The sequence below is a fragment of the Streptomyces litmocidini genome (assembly GCF_014649755.1).
Lineage (GTDB): Bacteria > Actinomycetota > Actinomycetes > Streptomycetales > Streptomycetaceae > Streptomyces > Streptomyces litmocidini.
In genome coordinates this window covers 205,527-221,294 of sequence record NZ_BMTQ01000011.1, presented here as the reverse complement: position 1 = coordinate 221,294, position 15,768 = coordinate 205,527, and the positions used below count along the sequence as shown (strand labels likewise).

The window sequence follows — 15,768 nt, the reverse complement described above, 5'->3', positions numbered from 1 at the left end:
GTCCGCGCTGTGCGATTCAGCCTGGGGCGCGGGGTCGGGGCGCGCGCGCCGGGTGGCCCGATCGTGGGTATTCCGCGGGGCCGGGCGGCTTGTGAGGCAGGTCACAGGAAGCCCGGGAAATAACCGGGGAGCAGGTCCCCGTTTACGCCTGTGTCGAAGCAAGTGGGGACTCACTCCCCGGATGTTCCCCTGGATGACTGTGAGGAGGTCGTGGCGTGACCAGCACCCCCGACACCGCGCCCGCCCGCCGCGTACCGCGCCCGCGGGCGGACGCCCTGCGCAACCGCGAGCGGCTCGTGACGGCGGCCCGCGAGATGTTCGTCGAGTTCGGCTCCCAGGTGCCGTACGACGAGGTCGCGCGCCGGGCCGGAGTCGGGAACGCCACGCTCTACCGGAACTTTCCCGAGCGCGCCGACCTCGTCCACGAGGTCGTCCTCTCGCTCATGGGCCGCGTCATCGAGGTCGCCGAGAGGGCCGCCGAGGAGGAGGACGACACCTTCGCCGCCCTCCGCCGCTTCGTCCACGGCGCCGCCGACGAGCGCGTCGGGGCCCTGTGCCCGATGCTCGAGGGCACCTTCGACAAGGACCACCCCGACCTGATCGCCGGGCGCGACCGCCTGGGAGAGGTCGTCCAGGGCCTCATCGAGCGGGCGCAGCGCGCCGGCCGGATGCGCACCGACGTGGGTCTCGGAGACCTGATGGTGGCGCTCTCCCAGCTGACCCGTCCGCTGCCCGGCGCGGGCTGCGGCTCCTTCGACCAGTTCGTCCACCGCCACCTGCAGATCTTCCTCGACGGCCTGGAGCTGCCCGCGCGCTCCGAGCTGCCCGGGAAGGCCGCGACCCTGGAGGACCTGAGGCGCGAATCCTGTTCCTCGTGACCCGACCCGACCCCCGCCTTACGTAACCCGCACTTCCTCACGCCCTTTTTTCACCAGTACGCGCCAAGAGGTGGCTACCCCCATGCCGAAAATCCCCGAGACGACCGCGGTCCAGGCCGACCCCGGCCGCTGGAAAGCCCTGATCTTCATCGCCCTCGCCCAGCTGATGGTCGTGCTCGACGCGACGATCGTGAACATCGCCCTGCCCTCCGCCCAGCAGGACCTGGGGATCTCGGACGGCAACCGGCAGTGGGTCATCACCGCCTACGCCCTCGCCTTCGGCGGCCTGCTCCTCTTCGGAGGCCGCATAGCCGACCTGTGGGGCCGCAAGCGGACCTTCGTCACCGGCCTGATCGGCTTCGCCGCCGCCTCCGCCCTGGGCGGGGCCGCGACCGGCGAGGCGATGATGCTCGGTGCCCGCGCGCTCCAGGGCGCCTTCGGCGCGCTCCTCGCGCCCGCCGCGCTCTCGCTGCTCGCCGTGACCTTCACCGACGCCAAGGAGCGCGCGAAGGCCTTCGGCATCTACGGCGCGATCGCCGGTGGCGGCGGCGCCGTGGGCCTGATCCTCGGCGGCTTCCTCACCGAGTACCTGAACTGGCGCTGGACCTTCTTCGTCAACATCCCGTTCGCCGTGGTCGCCGCCGTCGGCGCGTACCTCGTCGTCCGTGAGCCCGCGGGCGGCCGCAACCGCTCGCCGCTCGACATCCCCGGCGTGATCCTCTCCACCCTCGGCCTCGTCTCGCTCGTGTACGGCTTCACGCGCGCCGAGTCCGCGGGCTGGAGCGACGCCGGCACGATCGGCCTCTTCGTCGCCTCCGGCGTGCTGCTCCTCGCCTTCGCGCTCACCGAGTCGCGGGTGAAGTCCCCGCTGCTGCCGCTGCGCGTCGTGACCAACCGCAACCGCGGCGGCGTCTACCTCTCGCTGGGCCTCGCCGTCATCGCGATGTTCGGCCTGTTCCTCTTCCTGACGTACTACCTCCAGGTCGTGAAGGGGTACACGCCGGTCAAGACGGGCTTCGCGTTCCTGCCGATGATCGTGGGCATGATCACGGGCTCGACCCAGATCGGCACGCGCCTGATGACCCGCGTCCCGCCGCGGTTCCTGATGGCCCCGGGCTTCCTGACCGCCGGCGTCGGCATGCTGCTCCTCACCCAGCTGGAGGTCGGCACCTCGTACGCCGGGCTGATCCTGCCCGCGCAGCTCCTCCTCGGCCTGGGCATGGGCACGGCGTTCATGCCGGCCATGTCGCTCGCGACGATCGGCGTGGACCCGCGGGACGCCGGCGTGGCCTCCGCGATGGTCAACACCTCGCAGCAGGTCGGCGGCGCCATCGGCACGGCCCTGCTGAACACGATCGCCGCCTCGGCGACCACCGCCTACCTGACCGACCACGCCGCCGGCGCGACCACTCCGGCCGCGCAGAAGCTGCTCCACCTCCAGAGCATGGTCGAGGGGTACGCGGCGGCCATCTGGTGGGCGGTCGGCATCCTGGCCGTCTCGGCCACGATCGCCTTCGTGTTCATCAACACCGGCAAGCCGGGCAGCGGCCCGGTCGTCCGGTCCGGCGAGGGCGCGGACCTGGCCGACGAGGTGAAGGTGCCGGTCATCGCGCACTGACGGCCTTCCCGGCCTCCGCGCCCTCCGGTACGGGCCTCCGCGCCCTCCGGTACGGGCCTCGGCGCCTTCCGGTACGGGTCCGCCCCGGCTCCGCTTCGCGGCGGAGCCGGGGCGGACCCGTTTCCGGCGGGGTGGCTCAGCGGAGCCAGGGCAGGTCCGCGCCCGCGTCCGCCGGTTCCAGGCCCTCGGCCAGGACGCGCATGATCGCCCCGAGCTGCTCCACCTGCTCGGGGGAGAGCCGGTCGAACATGGCCTGGCGGACGGCCGCCACATGGCCGGGCGCGTTCCGCCGGAGGACCTCCACGCCCTCGTCCGTCAGCTGGGCGAACTGCCCGCGCTTGTCGGAGGGGCAGTCCTCGCGCCGTACCCAGCCGTTCTTCTCCAGGCGGGCGATCGCGTGGGAGAGGCGGGAGCGGGTGATCTTGGCGCTCCGGGCCAGCTCGGTCATCCGCAGCCGGCGGCGCGGGGCCTGGGAGAGCTGGACGAGGAGCCCGTAGTAGACGTGCGGCATCCCCGCGTCGCGCTGCAACTGGCGGTCGAGGTGGTCCTCCAGGAGCGTGGTGGCATGCAGGTAGGCGCGCCAGACGCGCTGTTCCTCGTCGGTCAGCCAGCGGGGCTCGGTCATGTCTCCCATGTTCCCCATCGTACGACTCATTCTTGAAAGTTGAACTATGTAGGTTTACGCTGCAACCAGAAGCTTTAAGTTTCAAGAATGGAGGCCGTCATGGACGCCACGTCGGCACGGATGCCCGCCCTCTACCTGTCCCACGGCGCCCCGCCGCTCGCCGACGACCCCGTCTGGCCCGGCGAACTCGCCGCCTGGTCCGCCGGCCTGCCGCGCCCCGAGGCGATCCTCATGGTCTCCGCCCACTGGGAAGAGGCCCCGCTCGCGCTCGGCGCCACCGAGACCGTCCCCCTCGTGTACGACTTCTGGGGTTTCCCCGAGCACTACTACCGCGTCCAGTACGCCGCCCCCGGCGCCCCCCGGCTCGCCGAGGCCGTCCGCAAGCTGCTCCGCGCGCCCGGCACCCCCGTGCAGGACATCCCCGACCGGGGCCTCGACCACGGCGCGTACGTGCCGCTCGTCGAGATGTTCCCCGGTGCCGACGTCCCCGTCCTCCAGATCTCCATGCCCACCCTCGACCCGCGCCGGCTCATGGACATCGGGCGCAAGCTCGCCCCGCTGCGCGACGAGGGCGTCCTGATCGTCGGCAGCGGCTTCTTCACCCACAACCTCGCCGCCCTCCGGCACACCGGCCCCGGCGTCCCCGGCTGGTCCGCCGAGTTCGACGCCTGGGGCAGCGAGGCGCTCGCCGCGCACGACGTCGACTCCCTCCTGGACTTCGCGCACAAGTCGCCCGCCGGCCGCCTCGCCCACCCCCGTACGGAGCACTTCGCCCCGCTCTTCGTCACCATGGGCGCGGCGGACGCGGCCGGCGACCTCGACGCGGAGCGCTCGGTGATCGACGGCTTCTGGATGGGACTCGCCAAGCGGTCCGTCCAGTTCGGCCGACCCGCCGCGGGTCCGTCCGGCGGAGGCAACCGCGGATCGGGCCGCGGCGTCTGAAGGGATGGCGCCGCATGTGATCGCGGTCTCGCCGACGGCGCGGTCGGGGATCCCGCGAGGGGCGCCGTTCCGCCCTCCGTGCCCGGTCTGACCTGCGCCTCCGTGGGTGCCCGCGGCGTGCCCGCGGGGGTGGCGGCGGCGCAGGATACTGCATGATCGCGAAAATCCATGCGACGGGTGGGAATTCTGTCCTGATTCCAGTCGTTGTTTCCGTCGGATGCAGGGCACCCGTAAGGGTGTCGCGACCTACTCAGCAAGGGAGCACGCATGGCAACCCGTGCCGTCGCCCGTCGTCAGACCTCCGCCCAGAGCGGGGCCGCACGGGCAAGCAGCGTTCGCGCCGTGGGCGGGGAGATCGCCGACCGCGACCTGGTCGGCATGTACCTCGACGAGATCGCGCGCACGCCCCTGCTCGACGCCGCCAAGGAGGTCGAGCTCTCCCAGACGATCGAGGCGGGCGTCTACGCCCAGGAGATCCTCGACGGAGAAGTGGAGAGCGAGGCCGGCGGGGCGACCCGCGAGGAGCTCGAAGCGCTGGTCGCCGAGGGCGAGCGGGCCAAGGACCTCTTCATCAAGTCCAACCTGCGGCTCGTGGTGGCCGTCGCCCGGCGCTACCCGCGCAGCGGGCTGCCGCTGCTCGACCTGATCCAGGAGGGGAACGCGGGCCTGGTCCGCGCGGTCGAGAAGTTCGACTACGCGAAGGGCTTCAAATTCTCCACGTACGCCACGTGGTGGATCCGCCAGGCCATCACCCGGTCCATCGCCGACCAGTCCCGGACCATCCGGCTCCCCGTCCACCTGGTGGAGGAACTGGGCCGGATCCGCCGGGTGCAGCGCGAGTTCAACCGCGAGAACGGACGGGAGCCCGAGCCCGCCGAGATCGCCGCCGAACTCGGCTCGACGCCCGCGCGCGTCACCGACGTCCTGGACTGGGCGCGCGACCCCGTCTCGCTGAACATGTCGGTGGACGACGAGGGCGAGACCCAGTTCGGCGACCTGCTGGAGGACACGTCGGCGATCTCGCCCGAGCAGTCGGTCCTCACCCTGCTCCGCAGCGAGGAGCTCGACGACCTCATCGACAAGCTCGACCACCGGACGGCGTCGATCATCCGCATGCGGTACGGCATCGAGGACGGCCGCGAGCGGACGCTGACGGAGGTCGGCAAGGAGCACGGGCTGACGCGCGAGCGCATCCGCCAGATCGAGAAGCACGCGCTGCTGGAACTGAAGAAGATGGCGCGCGACACGGGCTTCGACGCGGTGGCCTAGAGCGGCCGGCCGAGCGGAAACCGCACCGACGCGGGGCCCGAGCCCGTGCGGGCCCGCGCCCGTGCGGGGCCCGCGCGCCTGACGGGGGGCGCTCCCGCCCGCGCCCGGCTGGGCGGCGCTCCCGCCCGCCCCCGTGTGGGCGTCCGTCCCGCCGGGACGGGCGCCGCCCCGGCCGGCGGGCGCCCACGGCGGAGGTGCGGGGCGGGTGCCGTCCCGGCAGGGGACCGCCCGTGACGGCGGGGGCGCCGGCCCGGCGCTCGGTTCATCCGACCGTCGCCGCGGCGAGCCTCGTCGACAACTCCCGCATGTACGCGATCAGCGACCCCGGCCCGTGGACCGTGAAGTCCACGTCCATCAGCGCGAGCCGCAGCGCCAGCCATTCCACCGAGTCCGCGACCCGGGCCCGCAACCGGCAGCGGTCCGGCCCCGTGGCCACCGGCACGAGGTGGGACGGGAGGCGCGCCACGACGAACTCGGCCGGCGCGGCGAACGTCACGTCGAGGTCGACCTCGCCCTGGGCCCGCGCCATGGAGCGGGCCATATAGGTCGCGGCGTCGCCCGAGGGCAGTTCGCGCGGAGTGAACCGCGCGCCCGTCGCGAGCGGTTCGCTCACCCGGTCCACCCGGAAGGTCCGCCAGTCCTCGCGCCCCAGGTCGTACGCGACGAGGTACCAGCGCCGTCCGGTCGACACCAGTCGGTACGGTTCCACGAGCCGTTTCGTCTCCGCGCCGTCCCCCGCCCGGTAGCCGAACCGAAGCCGCTCGTGTCCCGTGACCGCGCTCGCGAGCGTGGTCAGGGTGGCGGGGGCGACGGTGGCGCCGTCCCCCCGGACCAGCGGCATCGTCGCGTTCTGGAGGACGGAGACCCGGTGCCGGAGCCGCCCCGGCAGCACCTGTTCCAGCTTCGCCAGGGCCCGTACGGACGCCTCCTCGACGCCCTCGATGGCGTGCCCGGCCCCGGCCCGCAGGCCGACGGCGATCGCGACGGCCTCCTCGTCGTCGAGGAGCAGCGGCGGCATGGCCGTACCGGCGACGAGGCGGTAGCCGCCGACGGCGCCCATGGTCGCCTCGACGGGGTAGCCGAGGTCGCGGAGCCGGTCGATGTCCCGGCGGATGGTGCGCGGGGAGACCGAGAGCCGTTCGGCGAGCTCGCTTCCGGGCCACTCGCGCGGCGTCTGGAGGAGCGAGAGCAGATTCAGGAGTCGTGCCGGAGTGTCCGTCATGTCTTCCAGGATGCGCGCCATCTAGGCCATGACCTGACCTACATGACTTCTATCTTCTTCACATGAGTTCACACGACGCCGCCACCGAAGCGGCCGCGGCAGGCGACAGACGGCGCTGGATCGCCCTCGCCATCGTCATGACCGCCGCCTTCATGGACCTGGTCGACGCCACGATCGTCAACATCGCGATCCCCAGCATCGAGAAGGACCTGGGGGCCTCGTTCGGGGCCATCCAGTGGATCACCGCCGGGTACGCGCTCGCGTTCGCCGCCGGTCTGATCACCGGTGGGCGGCTCGGGGACATCTACGGCCGCAAGCGCCTCTTCCTCCTCGGCACCGCCGGCTTCACCCTCGCCTCGGCGCTCTGCGGCTTCGCGGCCAACCAGGAGATGCTGGTCGGCTCCCGCCTGCTCCAGGGCGCGGCGGCCGCGATGATGGTGCCGCAGGTCCTGTCGATCATCCACGTCACCTTCCCGGCGCACGAGCGCGGCAAGGTCTTCGGGATGTTCGGCGCGATCATCGGCCTCGGCGCGGTCTCGGGCCCGCTGCTGGGCGCGCTGCTCACCCAGTGGAACATCGCGGGCCTGGAGTGGCGCCCGATCTTCCTGATCAACCTGCCGGTCGGCGTCGCGGCCCTGTTCCTGGGCCGGAAGTTCATCGTCGAGTCGAAGGCGCCGAAGGCGCTCCGGCTCGACATGGTCGGTGTGCTCCTGGTGACGACCGCGCTGCTGATGCTGGTCTACCCGCTGACGCGCGGCCGTGAGCTGGACTGGCCGCTGTGGGGCCACCTGATGATGGCCGGCAGCCTGCTCGTCTTCGGGGCGCTCGTGGCGTACGAGAAGCACAAGACGAAGAAGGACGGTTCGCCGCTCGTCGAGCTGTCGCTGTTCAAGGTGAAGAGCTTCGCGGCCGGCATCGCGGTGCAGCTGACCTTCGGCGTCGTGCTCGGCATCTTCTTCCTGGTCTGGACGCTCTACATGCAGATCGGGCTCGGCTGGACCCCGCTGAAGGCGGGCCTGACCGGGGTGCCGTTCTCGATCTCGGTCTCGGTGGCCGCCGGCATGTCCGTGCAGAAGCTGGTGCCGCGCTTCGGCCGGAAGGTGCTCCAGGCGGGCGCGCTGACGATGATCGCGGGCATCCTGCTCTACTCCTTCGCGGCCGGACGGTACGGGACCGGGATCCACCCCTGGCAGATGATCCCGCCGCTGGTGGTCATGGGTCTCGGCATGGGGCTGATCGTGGCGCCGCTGACGGACGCGGTGCTTTCGGAGGTGCCGAAGGAGCACGCCGGCTCGGCCTCGGGCCTGATCAACACGACCGGGCAGATGGGCAACGCGCTGGGCCTCGGCCTGGTGTCGGTGGTCTTCTTCGGCCAGATCGACGACGAGCGGCTCGCCAAGGCCCCGGCCGAGGTGGGGGAGGCGTTCACGAACGCCTTCCAGAACTCGCTGGGCTGGGCGGTCGGTGTGCTCGCCGCGATCTTCCTGGTGATGTTCGCGCTGCCGGCGAAGCCGAAGCAGCACCTGGAGGGCGGCGACGCCGTCGAGGACGTCACCGCGGAGATCGGGAAGGAACCGGTGCTGACGCACTGAGGCACGGTTCGTCGAAGGGCCCCGCCCGGGATTCGTCCCGGGCGGGGCCCTTCGTCACCGCTCGATCAGCGGCTCTTCCGTTCCGCCGGGATGCGGGGCGCGGCGTCCTCCTGCCCCTTCGGGGCGCCCTGCGCGGCACTGTCGAGCGGCGTCCGGACCTCGTCGCACGTGAGCGTGTCCGTGTCGGTGTCCACGGAGCACACGGTCCCGTACGTCCTGCCGTCCGCGGTCGGCACCCGGACCGAGACGTCGTCGGCGCGCGAGGAGACCGGGACGGAGCAGGGGCGGTGCCCTCCACCGGCGGGCCGGCCGTCAGCGGACGCGGGAGCGGGACTCCATCGCACGGCGGGCCGTGTGCTCGTCCTCGTACACCTCGCACATGTGCCGGCCGTCCGGCGTCGCCGTGTGCTCGACCTCCCAGAGGCTGACCTCGCTGCCGTCGAGCAGCAGGAACTGGTGCTCGTAGAGGGTGAAGCCGGCGTCCCGGCCGCCCTCCACCGCGCAGTGGCGTCCGAAGGCCTGCGTGATGTGGTGCGCGAAGGCCAGCCGGAGGCGGCGGGCCGTACGCTCGCCCGGCCGGTCCGCGTTCTCCGCGCGGCGCAGGACGCGGCGCGCGTGGTCGGCGGAGTTGTCCGGCACGTACATCCGGGGCTGGGCGGGTATCGGGCGGGCGAGCAGGGCGCTCAGCAGCTCCAGGTCGTCGTCCTCGTCGCGGACGCGGCCGTCGGGGCGCTCCGCCGTCCAGCCCTGCAGCGGCCCGGTCGGGAGGCGGGAGGCGGCGAGCCGCGCCTCCGACTCCTCCGTGTACAGCTCGTGCTGCCGGGCGCCGTCCCGGCCGGCGTTGTGCACGAGCTCCCAGAGGCTGAGCGCGCTGCCGTCGGCGAGCAGATAGGTGTGGCGGTGGGTGGTGCGGTGCAGCGACGCGCTGTGGTGCGAGGAGTGCAGCGCACTGGAGTGGGCGAGCGCCGTGCCGAGGCGCTCGACGGTCGAGTCGGGCAGGTCGAAGGAGTTGAGCGCCCGGCCGAGGAGCCGCTCAAGGTGCGTCTCGGTCGTCTCGTACGGATCGTGAGGATCCTGCGGATCGTTCAAGAGGGTCTCCAGGCCGTCGCCGCATGTCACTTGATGCTTGCTTAACGTAGTCCCTGGGGCTGACATCGTGTCCGGGGTTCCGGCAAAACGAAGGGCCCTCCGGGGAAGTTCCCGCGGTTCGTCCCCAACTCCCGCCCTCTTACCGGGAGTACGCGTCCGCATCCGGTCCGTACAGCTCACCGTACGAGGGGAAGTCGCCCCCCGGGCCGCGCAGACCGCCCGGAGCCGCGAGGACCGCGCGGACGATCGCCCGGGTCACCAGGTCCGCGCCCGCCGCCAGGATCTCGTTCAGGGCGAGCGGCCCCGCCTCCCCCGGCAGCTCCCGCGCCCCGGTGGCGAGCGCGAAGACCGTGTCCCCGTCGTTCATCAGGTGCACCGGCCGCACCGCGCGCGCGATGCCGTCGTGCGCCGTGCCCGCGACCTTCCGCGCCTGGGCCCGGGTCAGCGCCGCGTCCGTCGCGACCACGGCGAGCGTGGTGTTCAGCGGGGGAGGGGCGGACGCCCTCCGGGCCTCCGCCAGCCGCCGCCGGGCCGCCTCGTGGACCACCGGGTCCGGGAAGGCGGGCCGGCCGGCCTCGAAGTAGCTGCCGTACGGGACGCCCGTGGACGGGTCGACGGCCGAACCCACCGCGTTCACCACGACCAGCGCGCCGACCGTGACCCCCGACTCCAGGACGGCGCTCGCCGTCCCCACCCCGCCCCGCAGGCCGCCGACCACGGCCCCCGTGCCCGCGCCGACCGCGCCCGTCCCCACGCGCGCGTGGTCCCCGCTCGCGGCGGCCGCCTCCACCGCCGCCCGGCCCGTGGCCGCGCCCGGACGGGCCGCGAAGTCGCCGCCCCGGCCCAGGTCGAAGACGCACGCGGCGGGCACCACCGGCACCACGTGGGACGGATCGGGACCCACCCGCACGCCCCGGTTCCGCTCCGCCAGCCAGGCCATCACCCCGGCGGCCGCGTCCAGGCCGTACGCGCTGCCGCCCGTCAGGACGACCGCGTCGATCCGCTGGACCACGTTCCGCGGGTCCAGGGCGTCCGTCTCCCGCGTGCCCGGCCCGCCGCCCCGGACGTCCACGGCGGCCACGACCCCGCCCTCCGGGGCCAGGACCACCGTGGTGCCGCTCAACGCCCCGGGGCCGGCCACGCGCGCGTGGCCCACGCGCAGCCCGCTGACGTCGGTGAGGGCGTCCTGGCGCTTCGTCTCCGCGGGCGGTGTCATGTCCCCTGCCTACCACGGGGCTTGGCTCGGCGCCTGGGACCGAGACACGTGCCGCCCGAGGCGTCGAGCACGGTACCGGCGGCGCGAGCGCGCCGAGCGGCGGCAGGGACTCCCCGGTGACGCCGGGCGCCCCCCGGCTCGCCGTCGGCATCCGCAGCCCCGGGCAGGCGGCGAGCAGCCGTCGTGCGAGGAGCGCCGTCTCCGCGGCGACGTGCTCGCAGGTGTCCACGATCAGCAGCACCGACCGCTCCGGCTCCCGTACGAGTGCGGTCGGGTCCCCGGCGAACGGCCGGTCTTCCGGCCTCCGGGGTCCGCCGGGCCTCAGGTCGCCGTCCTCGCGCGCGTGCGGGGGTCGCGGGCGGTCAGGGAGACCCCGACGATGACCGTGGCCGTCGCGACGAGCCCGGCCGCGAGGACCGCCCAGCGGCCCGCGAACGAGCACATCAGGATCGCGAACGACGAGACCGGAAGCACCAGTTGCTGGGCGATGCCGACCTTGAAGTAGCGGGCGTGCAGCAGCCACACCGACAGCAGGAACACGGCCGACGGGATCGTCACGGCTGCGGAGGCGGCGAGCGTGGAGATGTGGGCCTTGCCCACGACCTGCTCGACGGCGATCTCCAGACCGGCCCCGACGGCGGCGGCCGACGCGAAGATCACGTAGTGGCCGTAGCCCCACAGGAAGCCCTGCCGGCTGGAGGTCAGCCGGTCGTGGGCGGGCACGACGAAGTAGATCCACCAGGCGGCGAAGACCAGCAGCAGACCGCCCGCGGCGATCGGCAGCACCTCGCCGAGGGCGTCGTTCTCGACGATGCCGGTCTTCACGGCGACGGTCGCGGCGGCGACGGTCTCGCCGAGCACGATGATGGTGAACAGGCCGTACCGCTCGGCGATGTGGTGCGGGTGCCAGCTGCTGGGCGCGGCCTTCTCCGCGTACACCGGCACGGCCATCTCGGCGAGCGCCATGACGAGGAAGACCCACGGGCGGGCCGGCTCGGGGGCGAGGACCAGCGCGAGCCAGCCGACCTGGACGGCGAGGACCCCGCCCGCGTACCGGCGGCACATCGTCCGCTCGGCCGGGGTGGTGGCGTGGTGGGCCGCGCGCAGCCACTGCGAGGCCATGGCGAGCCGCATCACGACGTAGCCGAGGTAGACGACGAGGAAGTCGTGTTCCTCGAAGGCGCGCGAGACGCCGGCGGCGAGGACGAGCACGCCGGCGATCTGGACGAGGGTGACGACCCGGTAGAGGACGTCGTCGTTGTCGTAGGCGGAGGCGAACCAGGAGAAGTTCATCCAGGCCCACCAGATCGCGAAGAAGACCATCGCGTAGTCGAGGATGCCCTCGCCGGCGTGGCCCTCGGCGACCGCGTGCACGAGTTCGGCACCGGCCTGGGCGACGGCCACGACGAAACAGAGGTCGAAGAAGAGCTCCAGGGGAGTGGAGGCCCGGTGCGACTCCTCGCGGGAGCGAGCGGTGAGGGGCAGGAACGGTTGTGTCATGGGCCCCAGCAGAGCAGAACGGGCGGCGGGCCCCCGCACGTGCCACGCCCTGCGGGATCCCCGCGGCCCGCGACCGCCGGGGCCCGGGGGTGTCGTGCCGAGCGGGCCGGGCTCGCGGCGCCTGGCACCGCGCCTCGCCGCGTCGTCGTCGGTCGGCCCCTCGCCGGCCCGCATGTCCTCGGTCGGCTCCTCGCCGGGCCGCATGTCCCCGACCGGCTCCTCGCCGGGCCGCATGTCGTCGACCGGCCCGTCATCGGCCCGTGTGCCGCCCGGCCGGTCCGTCACCCCCGGAGCGGTCAAAACAGGACTAAGCGGGTCATGCCGCTTTACCGTGACGGCGTGACCGAGCCCCCGCAGACAGCCGAGTCGACCTCCGCGTCCGGCTCCGCACCCGCCCCCGCACCGGGCCCCGCACCCGGCGCCACGGCGGCCGACGGCCCCGCGCCCCGGACCCCGGCCGCCGTGCGCCGCCGCGCCGCCCTCACCGGCGTCGCCGTCTCCGCCCTGCTGATCCTCGCGATCGTCCTCGGCAGCCGCCTGCTCCGCGACTTCGACTCGGCCCTCCTGCCCTACGCCGTGGCCACCGTCTTCCTCGCCTTCGGCGTCGCCCACCGCTACACGGTCTGGATCTCCGCGCCCGGCGCCCGGCGCCTCTTCCGGCAGGGTTGGCGCTCCTTCTTCTCCGCCGAGAACTTCCGCAAGGCGCCCACCGCCCTGCCGAAGATGATCGCCACCTACCTCGGCCTCCAGAAGTTCCTCGGCGCCCGCTCGCACGCCCGCTGGATCGCCCACCAGCTCGTCTTCTGGGGCTGCCTGCTGGCAGCCGCCATCACCTTCCCGCTCACCTGGGGCTGGTTCACCTTCACCTCCGCCACCGGCTCGGGCCCCGGCTACGAGATGCGGATCTGGGGCTTCGAGATCGCCGGATTCGACGCCCTCGGCGTGCTCGGGTGGCTGATGTTCCACGGCCTGGACATCGCCGCCGTCCTCGTCATCGCCGGCGCCGTCTACTTCCTTTGGCGCCGCATGAAGGACCGGGGGGCCATCACCGGCCAGCGCTTCGCCTACGACCTGGTGCCCCTGATCGCCCTCGTCGTCGTCTCGGTGACCGGACTGCTGCTGACCTTCTCGTCGGTCTTCCTGCACGGCGGCGGCTACGAGCTCCTCGCCGTCCTCCACATGGTGTCCGTCGTCTTCACCCTGATCTACATCCCCTTCGGGAAGTTCTTCCACATCGTCCAGCGGCCCGCCGCCGTCGGCATGCAGCTCTTCAAGTACACCTCCCGCCGCGAGGACGAGGCCGGCGCCGAGATCCTCGCCTGCCGCCGCTGCCAGGAGCCCATCGACATCGCCCCGTACGTGGCGAACCTGCGGGGCACCATGCGCGACCTCGACCTCGGCTTCGACGAGTGGGCCGAGTACTGCCCCCGCTGCAAACGGGTCCTGCGCGGCACCGCCTACCTCGACCACGTGAAGAAGGGCTTCAAGTGACCGCGACCGACCCCGCGACCACCCCCGGCCGGCCGGTGCCGCTCGACCCCTCCCTCGCCCCGCCCGGTGCCCGGCAGTTCCGCGACGCCGGAGGCATCCCCGCCGACCGCTGGCACGCCGACCAGAACGGCGAGACCCTCGTCCCCACCCACTGCTGCTTCTGCGGCGTCCAGTGCGGCATGTACCTCCGCGTCGATCACCACGGCAAGGTCTTCGGCGTCGAACCCCGCAACCACGACATCAACCGGATGCGACTCTGCCCCAAGGGCATCAACGCCTACCAGCAGGTCAACCACCCCGACCGGCTCACCGCGCCCCTCCTGCGCCGGAACCGCGACGAGGAGTTCCGCGAGGTCGGCTGGGAGGAGGCCCTCGACCACACCGCCGCCGAGATCCGCCGCATCCAGAGCGCGTACGGCAACGACTCCTTCGGGCTCCTCGGCGGCGCCAGCCTCTTCTCCGAGAAGACCTACCTGGTCGGCAAGTTCGCCCGCGTCGCCCTCAAGACCCGGCACGTCGACTACAACGGCCGCCTCTGCATGGTCTCCGCCGCCGGAGCCAACAAGCTCGCCTTCGGCATCGACCGCGCGGGCAACCCCTTCTCCGACATCCTCCTCACCGACTGCCTCCTCATCGCCGGCTCCAACGTCGGCGAATGCTTCCCCGTCATGACCCAGTACCTGTGGGGAGCCCGCGACCGGGGCGCCACCCTCATCGTCGTCGACCCCCGCGAGACGGCGATCGCGCGCACCGCCGACGTCCACGTCGCCCTCAGGCCCGGCACCGACTCGGCCTTCTTCAACGCCGTCCTGCACGTCGTCGTCGCCGAGGACCTCACCGACGAGGCCTACCTCGCCGCCCGCACCACCGGCTGGGACGAGGTCAGGAAGACCGTCGCCGATCACCCGCCCGCCCGCGCGGCCGAGATCTGCGGCGTCCCCGAGGAACAGATCGTCCAGGTCGCCCGCATGTTCGCCGGGGCGGGCAAGGCCATGGCCTGGCACGCCCGCGGCGTCGAGCACCACTCCCAGGGCGTCGAGAACTGCCTCAGCATCATCAACCTGTGCGTCGCCACCGGGAACATCGGCAGGCCCGGCGCCGGGTACGGCACCATCACCGGCCAGGGCAACGGCCAGGGCGGCCGCGAACACGGCCAGAAGTCCGACCTCCTCCCCGGCGGACGCTCCATCACCAACCCCGAGCACCGTCGCCAGATCTGCGAGATCTGGGGCATCGACGAAGCCGAGCTCCCGCCCGCCGGCACCTCCATGATGGAGATGGTCTGGCAGATGCGACGGAAGGAGATCCGCGGCCTCGTCGGCATCTGCAACAACCCCTTCGTCTCCCTCCCCCACTACGCCACCGTCAAGGACGGCTACGACGCACTCGAGTTCCACGCCCAGTTCGACTTCTTCCTCTCCGAGACCGCCGCCAACGCCCACGTGGTCTTCCCCGTCACCGTGTGGGCCGAGGACGAGGGCGTCATGGCCAACGCCGAGGCCCGGGTCGTCAAGCACAACAAGGCCCAGGAACCACCGGCCGGCGTCCGCACCGACACCTGGGTCATCTGCGAACTGGCCCGACGGCTCGGCGCCGGCGACAAGTTCGCCTTCCCCGACTCCCGCTCCGTCTTCGAGGAACTCCGCACCGCCTCCGCCGGTACCGTCAACGACTACTACGGCATCACGTACGAGCGCCTGGAGGAGACCGGGGGCATCGCCTGGCCCTGCCCGACCACCGACCACCCCGGCACCCCACGCCTCTTCGAGGACGGCCGCACCTACCACCCCGACGGCAAGATCCATCTGCAGGCCGTCACGTGGCACCCGCCCATGGACCCGTACAGCGACGAGTACCCCCTCTCGCTCACCACCGGCCGCACCGTCGCCCACTTCCTCTCCGGCAACCAGACCCGCCGCCTCGGCGCCCTCGTCGAACAGACCCCCCGTCCCTGGGTCGAGGTCCACCCCTCGCACGGCTTCCGCAACGGCGACCCCGTCCGCGTCGTCACCCGCCGCGGCAGCGAGGTCTTCCCCGCCCTCGTCACCGAGGCCATCCGCCCCGACACCGTCTTCGTGCCGTACCACTGGCCCGTCCCCACGGCCGCGAACGCCCTCACCATTGACGCCCTCGACCCGCGTTCCAAGATCCCGGAGTACAAGGTGTGCGCCGCCCGCATCGAGGCCGCCGAACGCGTCGACGAGGTCCCCGCCCCGCCCACCGCCCCCGGCCGGCAGGCCTATCCGGAGACCCAGGCCTCCCGCACCGACCCGCTGCCCCCCACCTCCCCCCAGGGCCGCGGCACCGCGGAGAGGAGCTGACCCGC

General features: G+C 72.6%; 13 protein-coding genes. 7 read left to right on the top strand and 6 right to left on the bottom strand.

What is annotated here, in order from left to right; genetic code table 11:
- Positions 1–215 precede the first annotated feature (215 nt).
- Both IE180_RS23680 and IE180_RS23675 read left to right on the top strand, forming a co-directional pair.
- The gene (locus IE180_RS23680) at positions 216–878 is read left to right on the top strand and encodes a TetR/AcrR family transcriptional regulator (RefSeq protein ID WP_190158947.1); all 663 of its coding nucleotides are present in this window, start codon (positions 216–218) and stop codon (positions 876–878) included.
- Between the two features lie 82 nt (positions 879–960).
- Positions 961–2,496: an MFS transporter gene (locus IE180_RS23675; RefSeq protein ID WP_190158946.1), complete on the top strand. Its 1,536-nt coding sequence runs from the start codon at positions 961–963 to the stop codon at positions 2,494–2,496.
- A gap of 136 nt (positions 2,497–2,632) precedes the next feature.
- Here the strand turns inward: IE180_RS23675 and IE180_RS23670 are convergent, their stop codons facing one another.
- Positions 2,633–3,139, bottom strand: a complete 507-nt coding sequence (locus tag IE180_RS23670; protein ID WP_190158945.1) for a MarR family winged helix-turn-helix transcriptional regulator — start codon at positions 3,137–3,139, stop codon at positions 2,633–2,635.
- A gap of 81 nt (positions 3,140–3,220) precedes the next feature.
- On the opposite strand from IE180_RS23670, the gene IE180_RS23665 reads away from it, so the two are divergent.
- Both IE180_RS23665 and IE180_RS23660 read left to right on the top strand, forming a co-directional pair.
- Complete coding sequence (locus IE180_RS23665; RefSeq protein ID WP_190158944.1) at positions 3,221–4,063, top strand: dioxygenase family protein; 843 nt, start codon at positions 3,221–3,223, stop codon at positions 4,061–4,063.
- Positions 4,064–4,330: 267 nt separating this feature from the next.
- The gene (locus IE180_RS23660) at positions 4,331–5,332 is read left to right on the top strand and encodes a sigma-70 family RNA polymerase sigma factor (protein ID WP_190158943.1); all 1,002 of its coding nucleotides are present in this window, start codon (positions 4,331–4,333) and stop codon (positions 5,330–5,332) included.
- A 262-nt stretch (positions 5,333–5,594) separates the two neighbouring features.
- Here the strand turns inward: IE180_RS23660 and IE180_RS23655 are convergent, their stop codons facing one another.
- Complete coding sequence (locus tag IE180_RS23655; RefSeq protein ID WP_190158942.1) at positions 5,595–6,554, bottom strand: helix-turn-helix transcriptional regulator; 960 nt, start codon at positions 6,552–6,554, stop codon at positions 5,595–5,597.
- 62 nt (positions 6,555–6,616) lie between these two features.
- Between IE180_RS23655 and IE180_RS23650 the strand changes: the two genes are divergently transcribed.
- On the top strand, positions 6,617–8,146 hold the full coding sequence (locus tag IE180_RS23650) for an MFS transporter (RefSeq protein WP_190158941.1): 1,530 nt from the start codon (positions 6,617–6,619) through the stop codon (positions 8,144–8,146).
- A gap of 65 nt (positions 8,147–8,211) precedes the next feature.
- Here the strand turns inward: IE180_RS23650 and IE180_RS37235 are convergent, their stop codons facing one another.
- The 4 genes from IE180_RS37235 to IE180_RS23635 all read right to left on the bottom strand — a co-directional run bounded on the left by IE180_RS37235 (position 8,212) and on the right by IE180_RS23635 (position 11,951).
- Positions 8,212–8,340 carry a hypothetical protein gene (locus IE180_RS37235; protein WP_268255487.1) on the bottom strand — a complete coding sequence of 43 codons (129 nt, stop codon included), beginning with the start codon at positions 8,338–8,340 and terminating at the stop codon, positions 8,212–8,214.
- Between the two features lie 118 nt (positions 8,341–8,458).
- Positions 8,459–9,301, bottom strand: a complete 843-nt coding sequence (locus tag IE180_RS23645; RefSeq protein ID WP_229860786.1) for a DUF6227 family protein — start codon at positions 9,299–9,301, stop codon at positions 8,459–8,461.
- A 73-nt stretch (positions 9,302–9,374) separates the two neighbouring features.
- Entirely contained in the window at positions 9,375–10,451 is a 1,077-nt protein-coding gene (locus IE180_RS23640; RefSeq protein ID WP_190158939.1) for a P1 family peptidase, read from the bottom strand.
- A 321-nt stretch (positions 10,452–10,772) separates the two neighbouring features.
- Complete coding sequence (locus tag IE180_RS23635; protein WP_190158938.1) at positions 10,773–11,951, bottom strand: low temperature requirement protein A; 1,179 nt, start codon at positions 11,949–11,951, stop codon at positions 10,773–10,775.
- A 339-nt stretch (positions 11,952–12,290) separates the two neighbouring features.
- Between IE180_RS23635 and IE180_RS23630 the strand changes: the two genes are divergently transcribed.
- Positions 12,291–13,442, top strand: coding sequence for an MFS transporter (locus IE180_RS23630; RefSeq protein ID WP_190158937.1), 1,152 nt, complete (start codon positions 12,291–12,293; stop codon positions 13,440–13,442).
- Positions 13,439–15,763 carry a molybdopterin oxidoreductase family protein gene (locus IE180_RS23625; protein WP_190158936.1) on the top strand — a complete coding sequence of 775 codons (2,325 nt, stop codon included), beginning with the start codon at positions 13,439–13,441 and terminating at the stop codon, positions 15,761–15,763. Before IE180_RS23630 ends, IE180_RS23625 begins: the two co-directional genes overlap by 4 nt.
- Positions 15,764–15,768 lie beyond the last annotated feature (5 nt).

What these genes read in the sequence shown, in the direction of transcription:
- IE180_RS23675 (WP_190158946.1), top strand. Translation starts at nt 961, where the DNA reads ATGCCGAAAATCCCCGAGACGACCGCGGTCCAGGCCGACCCCGGCCGC.
- IE180_RS23670 (WP_190158945.1), bottom strand. Translation starts at nt 3,139, where the DNA reads ATGGGGAACATGGGAGACATGACCGAGCCCCGCTGGCTGACCGACGAG.
- IE180_RS23665 (WP_190158944.1), top strand. Translation starts at nt 3,221, where the DNA reads ATGGACGCCACGTCGGCACGGATGCCCGCCCTCTACCTGTCCCACGGC.
- IE180_RS23660 (WP_190158943.1), top strand. Translation starts at nt 4,331, where the DNA reads ATGGCAACCCGTGCCGTCGCCCGTCGTCAGACCTCCGCCCAGAGCGGG.
- IE180_RS23655 (WP_190158942.1), bottom strand. Translation starts at nt 6,554, where the DNA reads ATGACGGACACTCCGGCACGACTCCTGAATCTGCTCTCGCTCCTCCAG.
- IE180_RS23650 (WP_190158941.1), top strand. Translation starts at nt 6,617, where the DNA reads ATGAGTTCACACGACGCCGCCACCGAAGCGGCCGCGGCAGGCGACAGA.
- IE180_RS23645 (WP_229860786.1), bottom strand. Translation starts at nt 9,301, where the DNA reads ATGTCAGCCCCAGGGACTACGTTAAGCAAGCATCAAGTGACATGCGGC.
- IE180_RS23640 (WP_190158939.1), bottom strand. Translation starts at nt 10,451, where the DNA reads ATGACACCGCCCGCGGAGACGAAGCGCCAGGACGCCCTCACCGACGTC.
- IE180_RS23635 (WP_190158938.1), bottom strand. Translation starts at nt 11,951, where the DNA reads ATGACACAACCGTTCCTGCCCCTCACCGCTCGCTCCCGCGAGGAGTCG.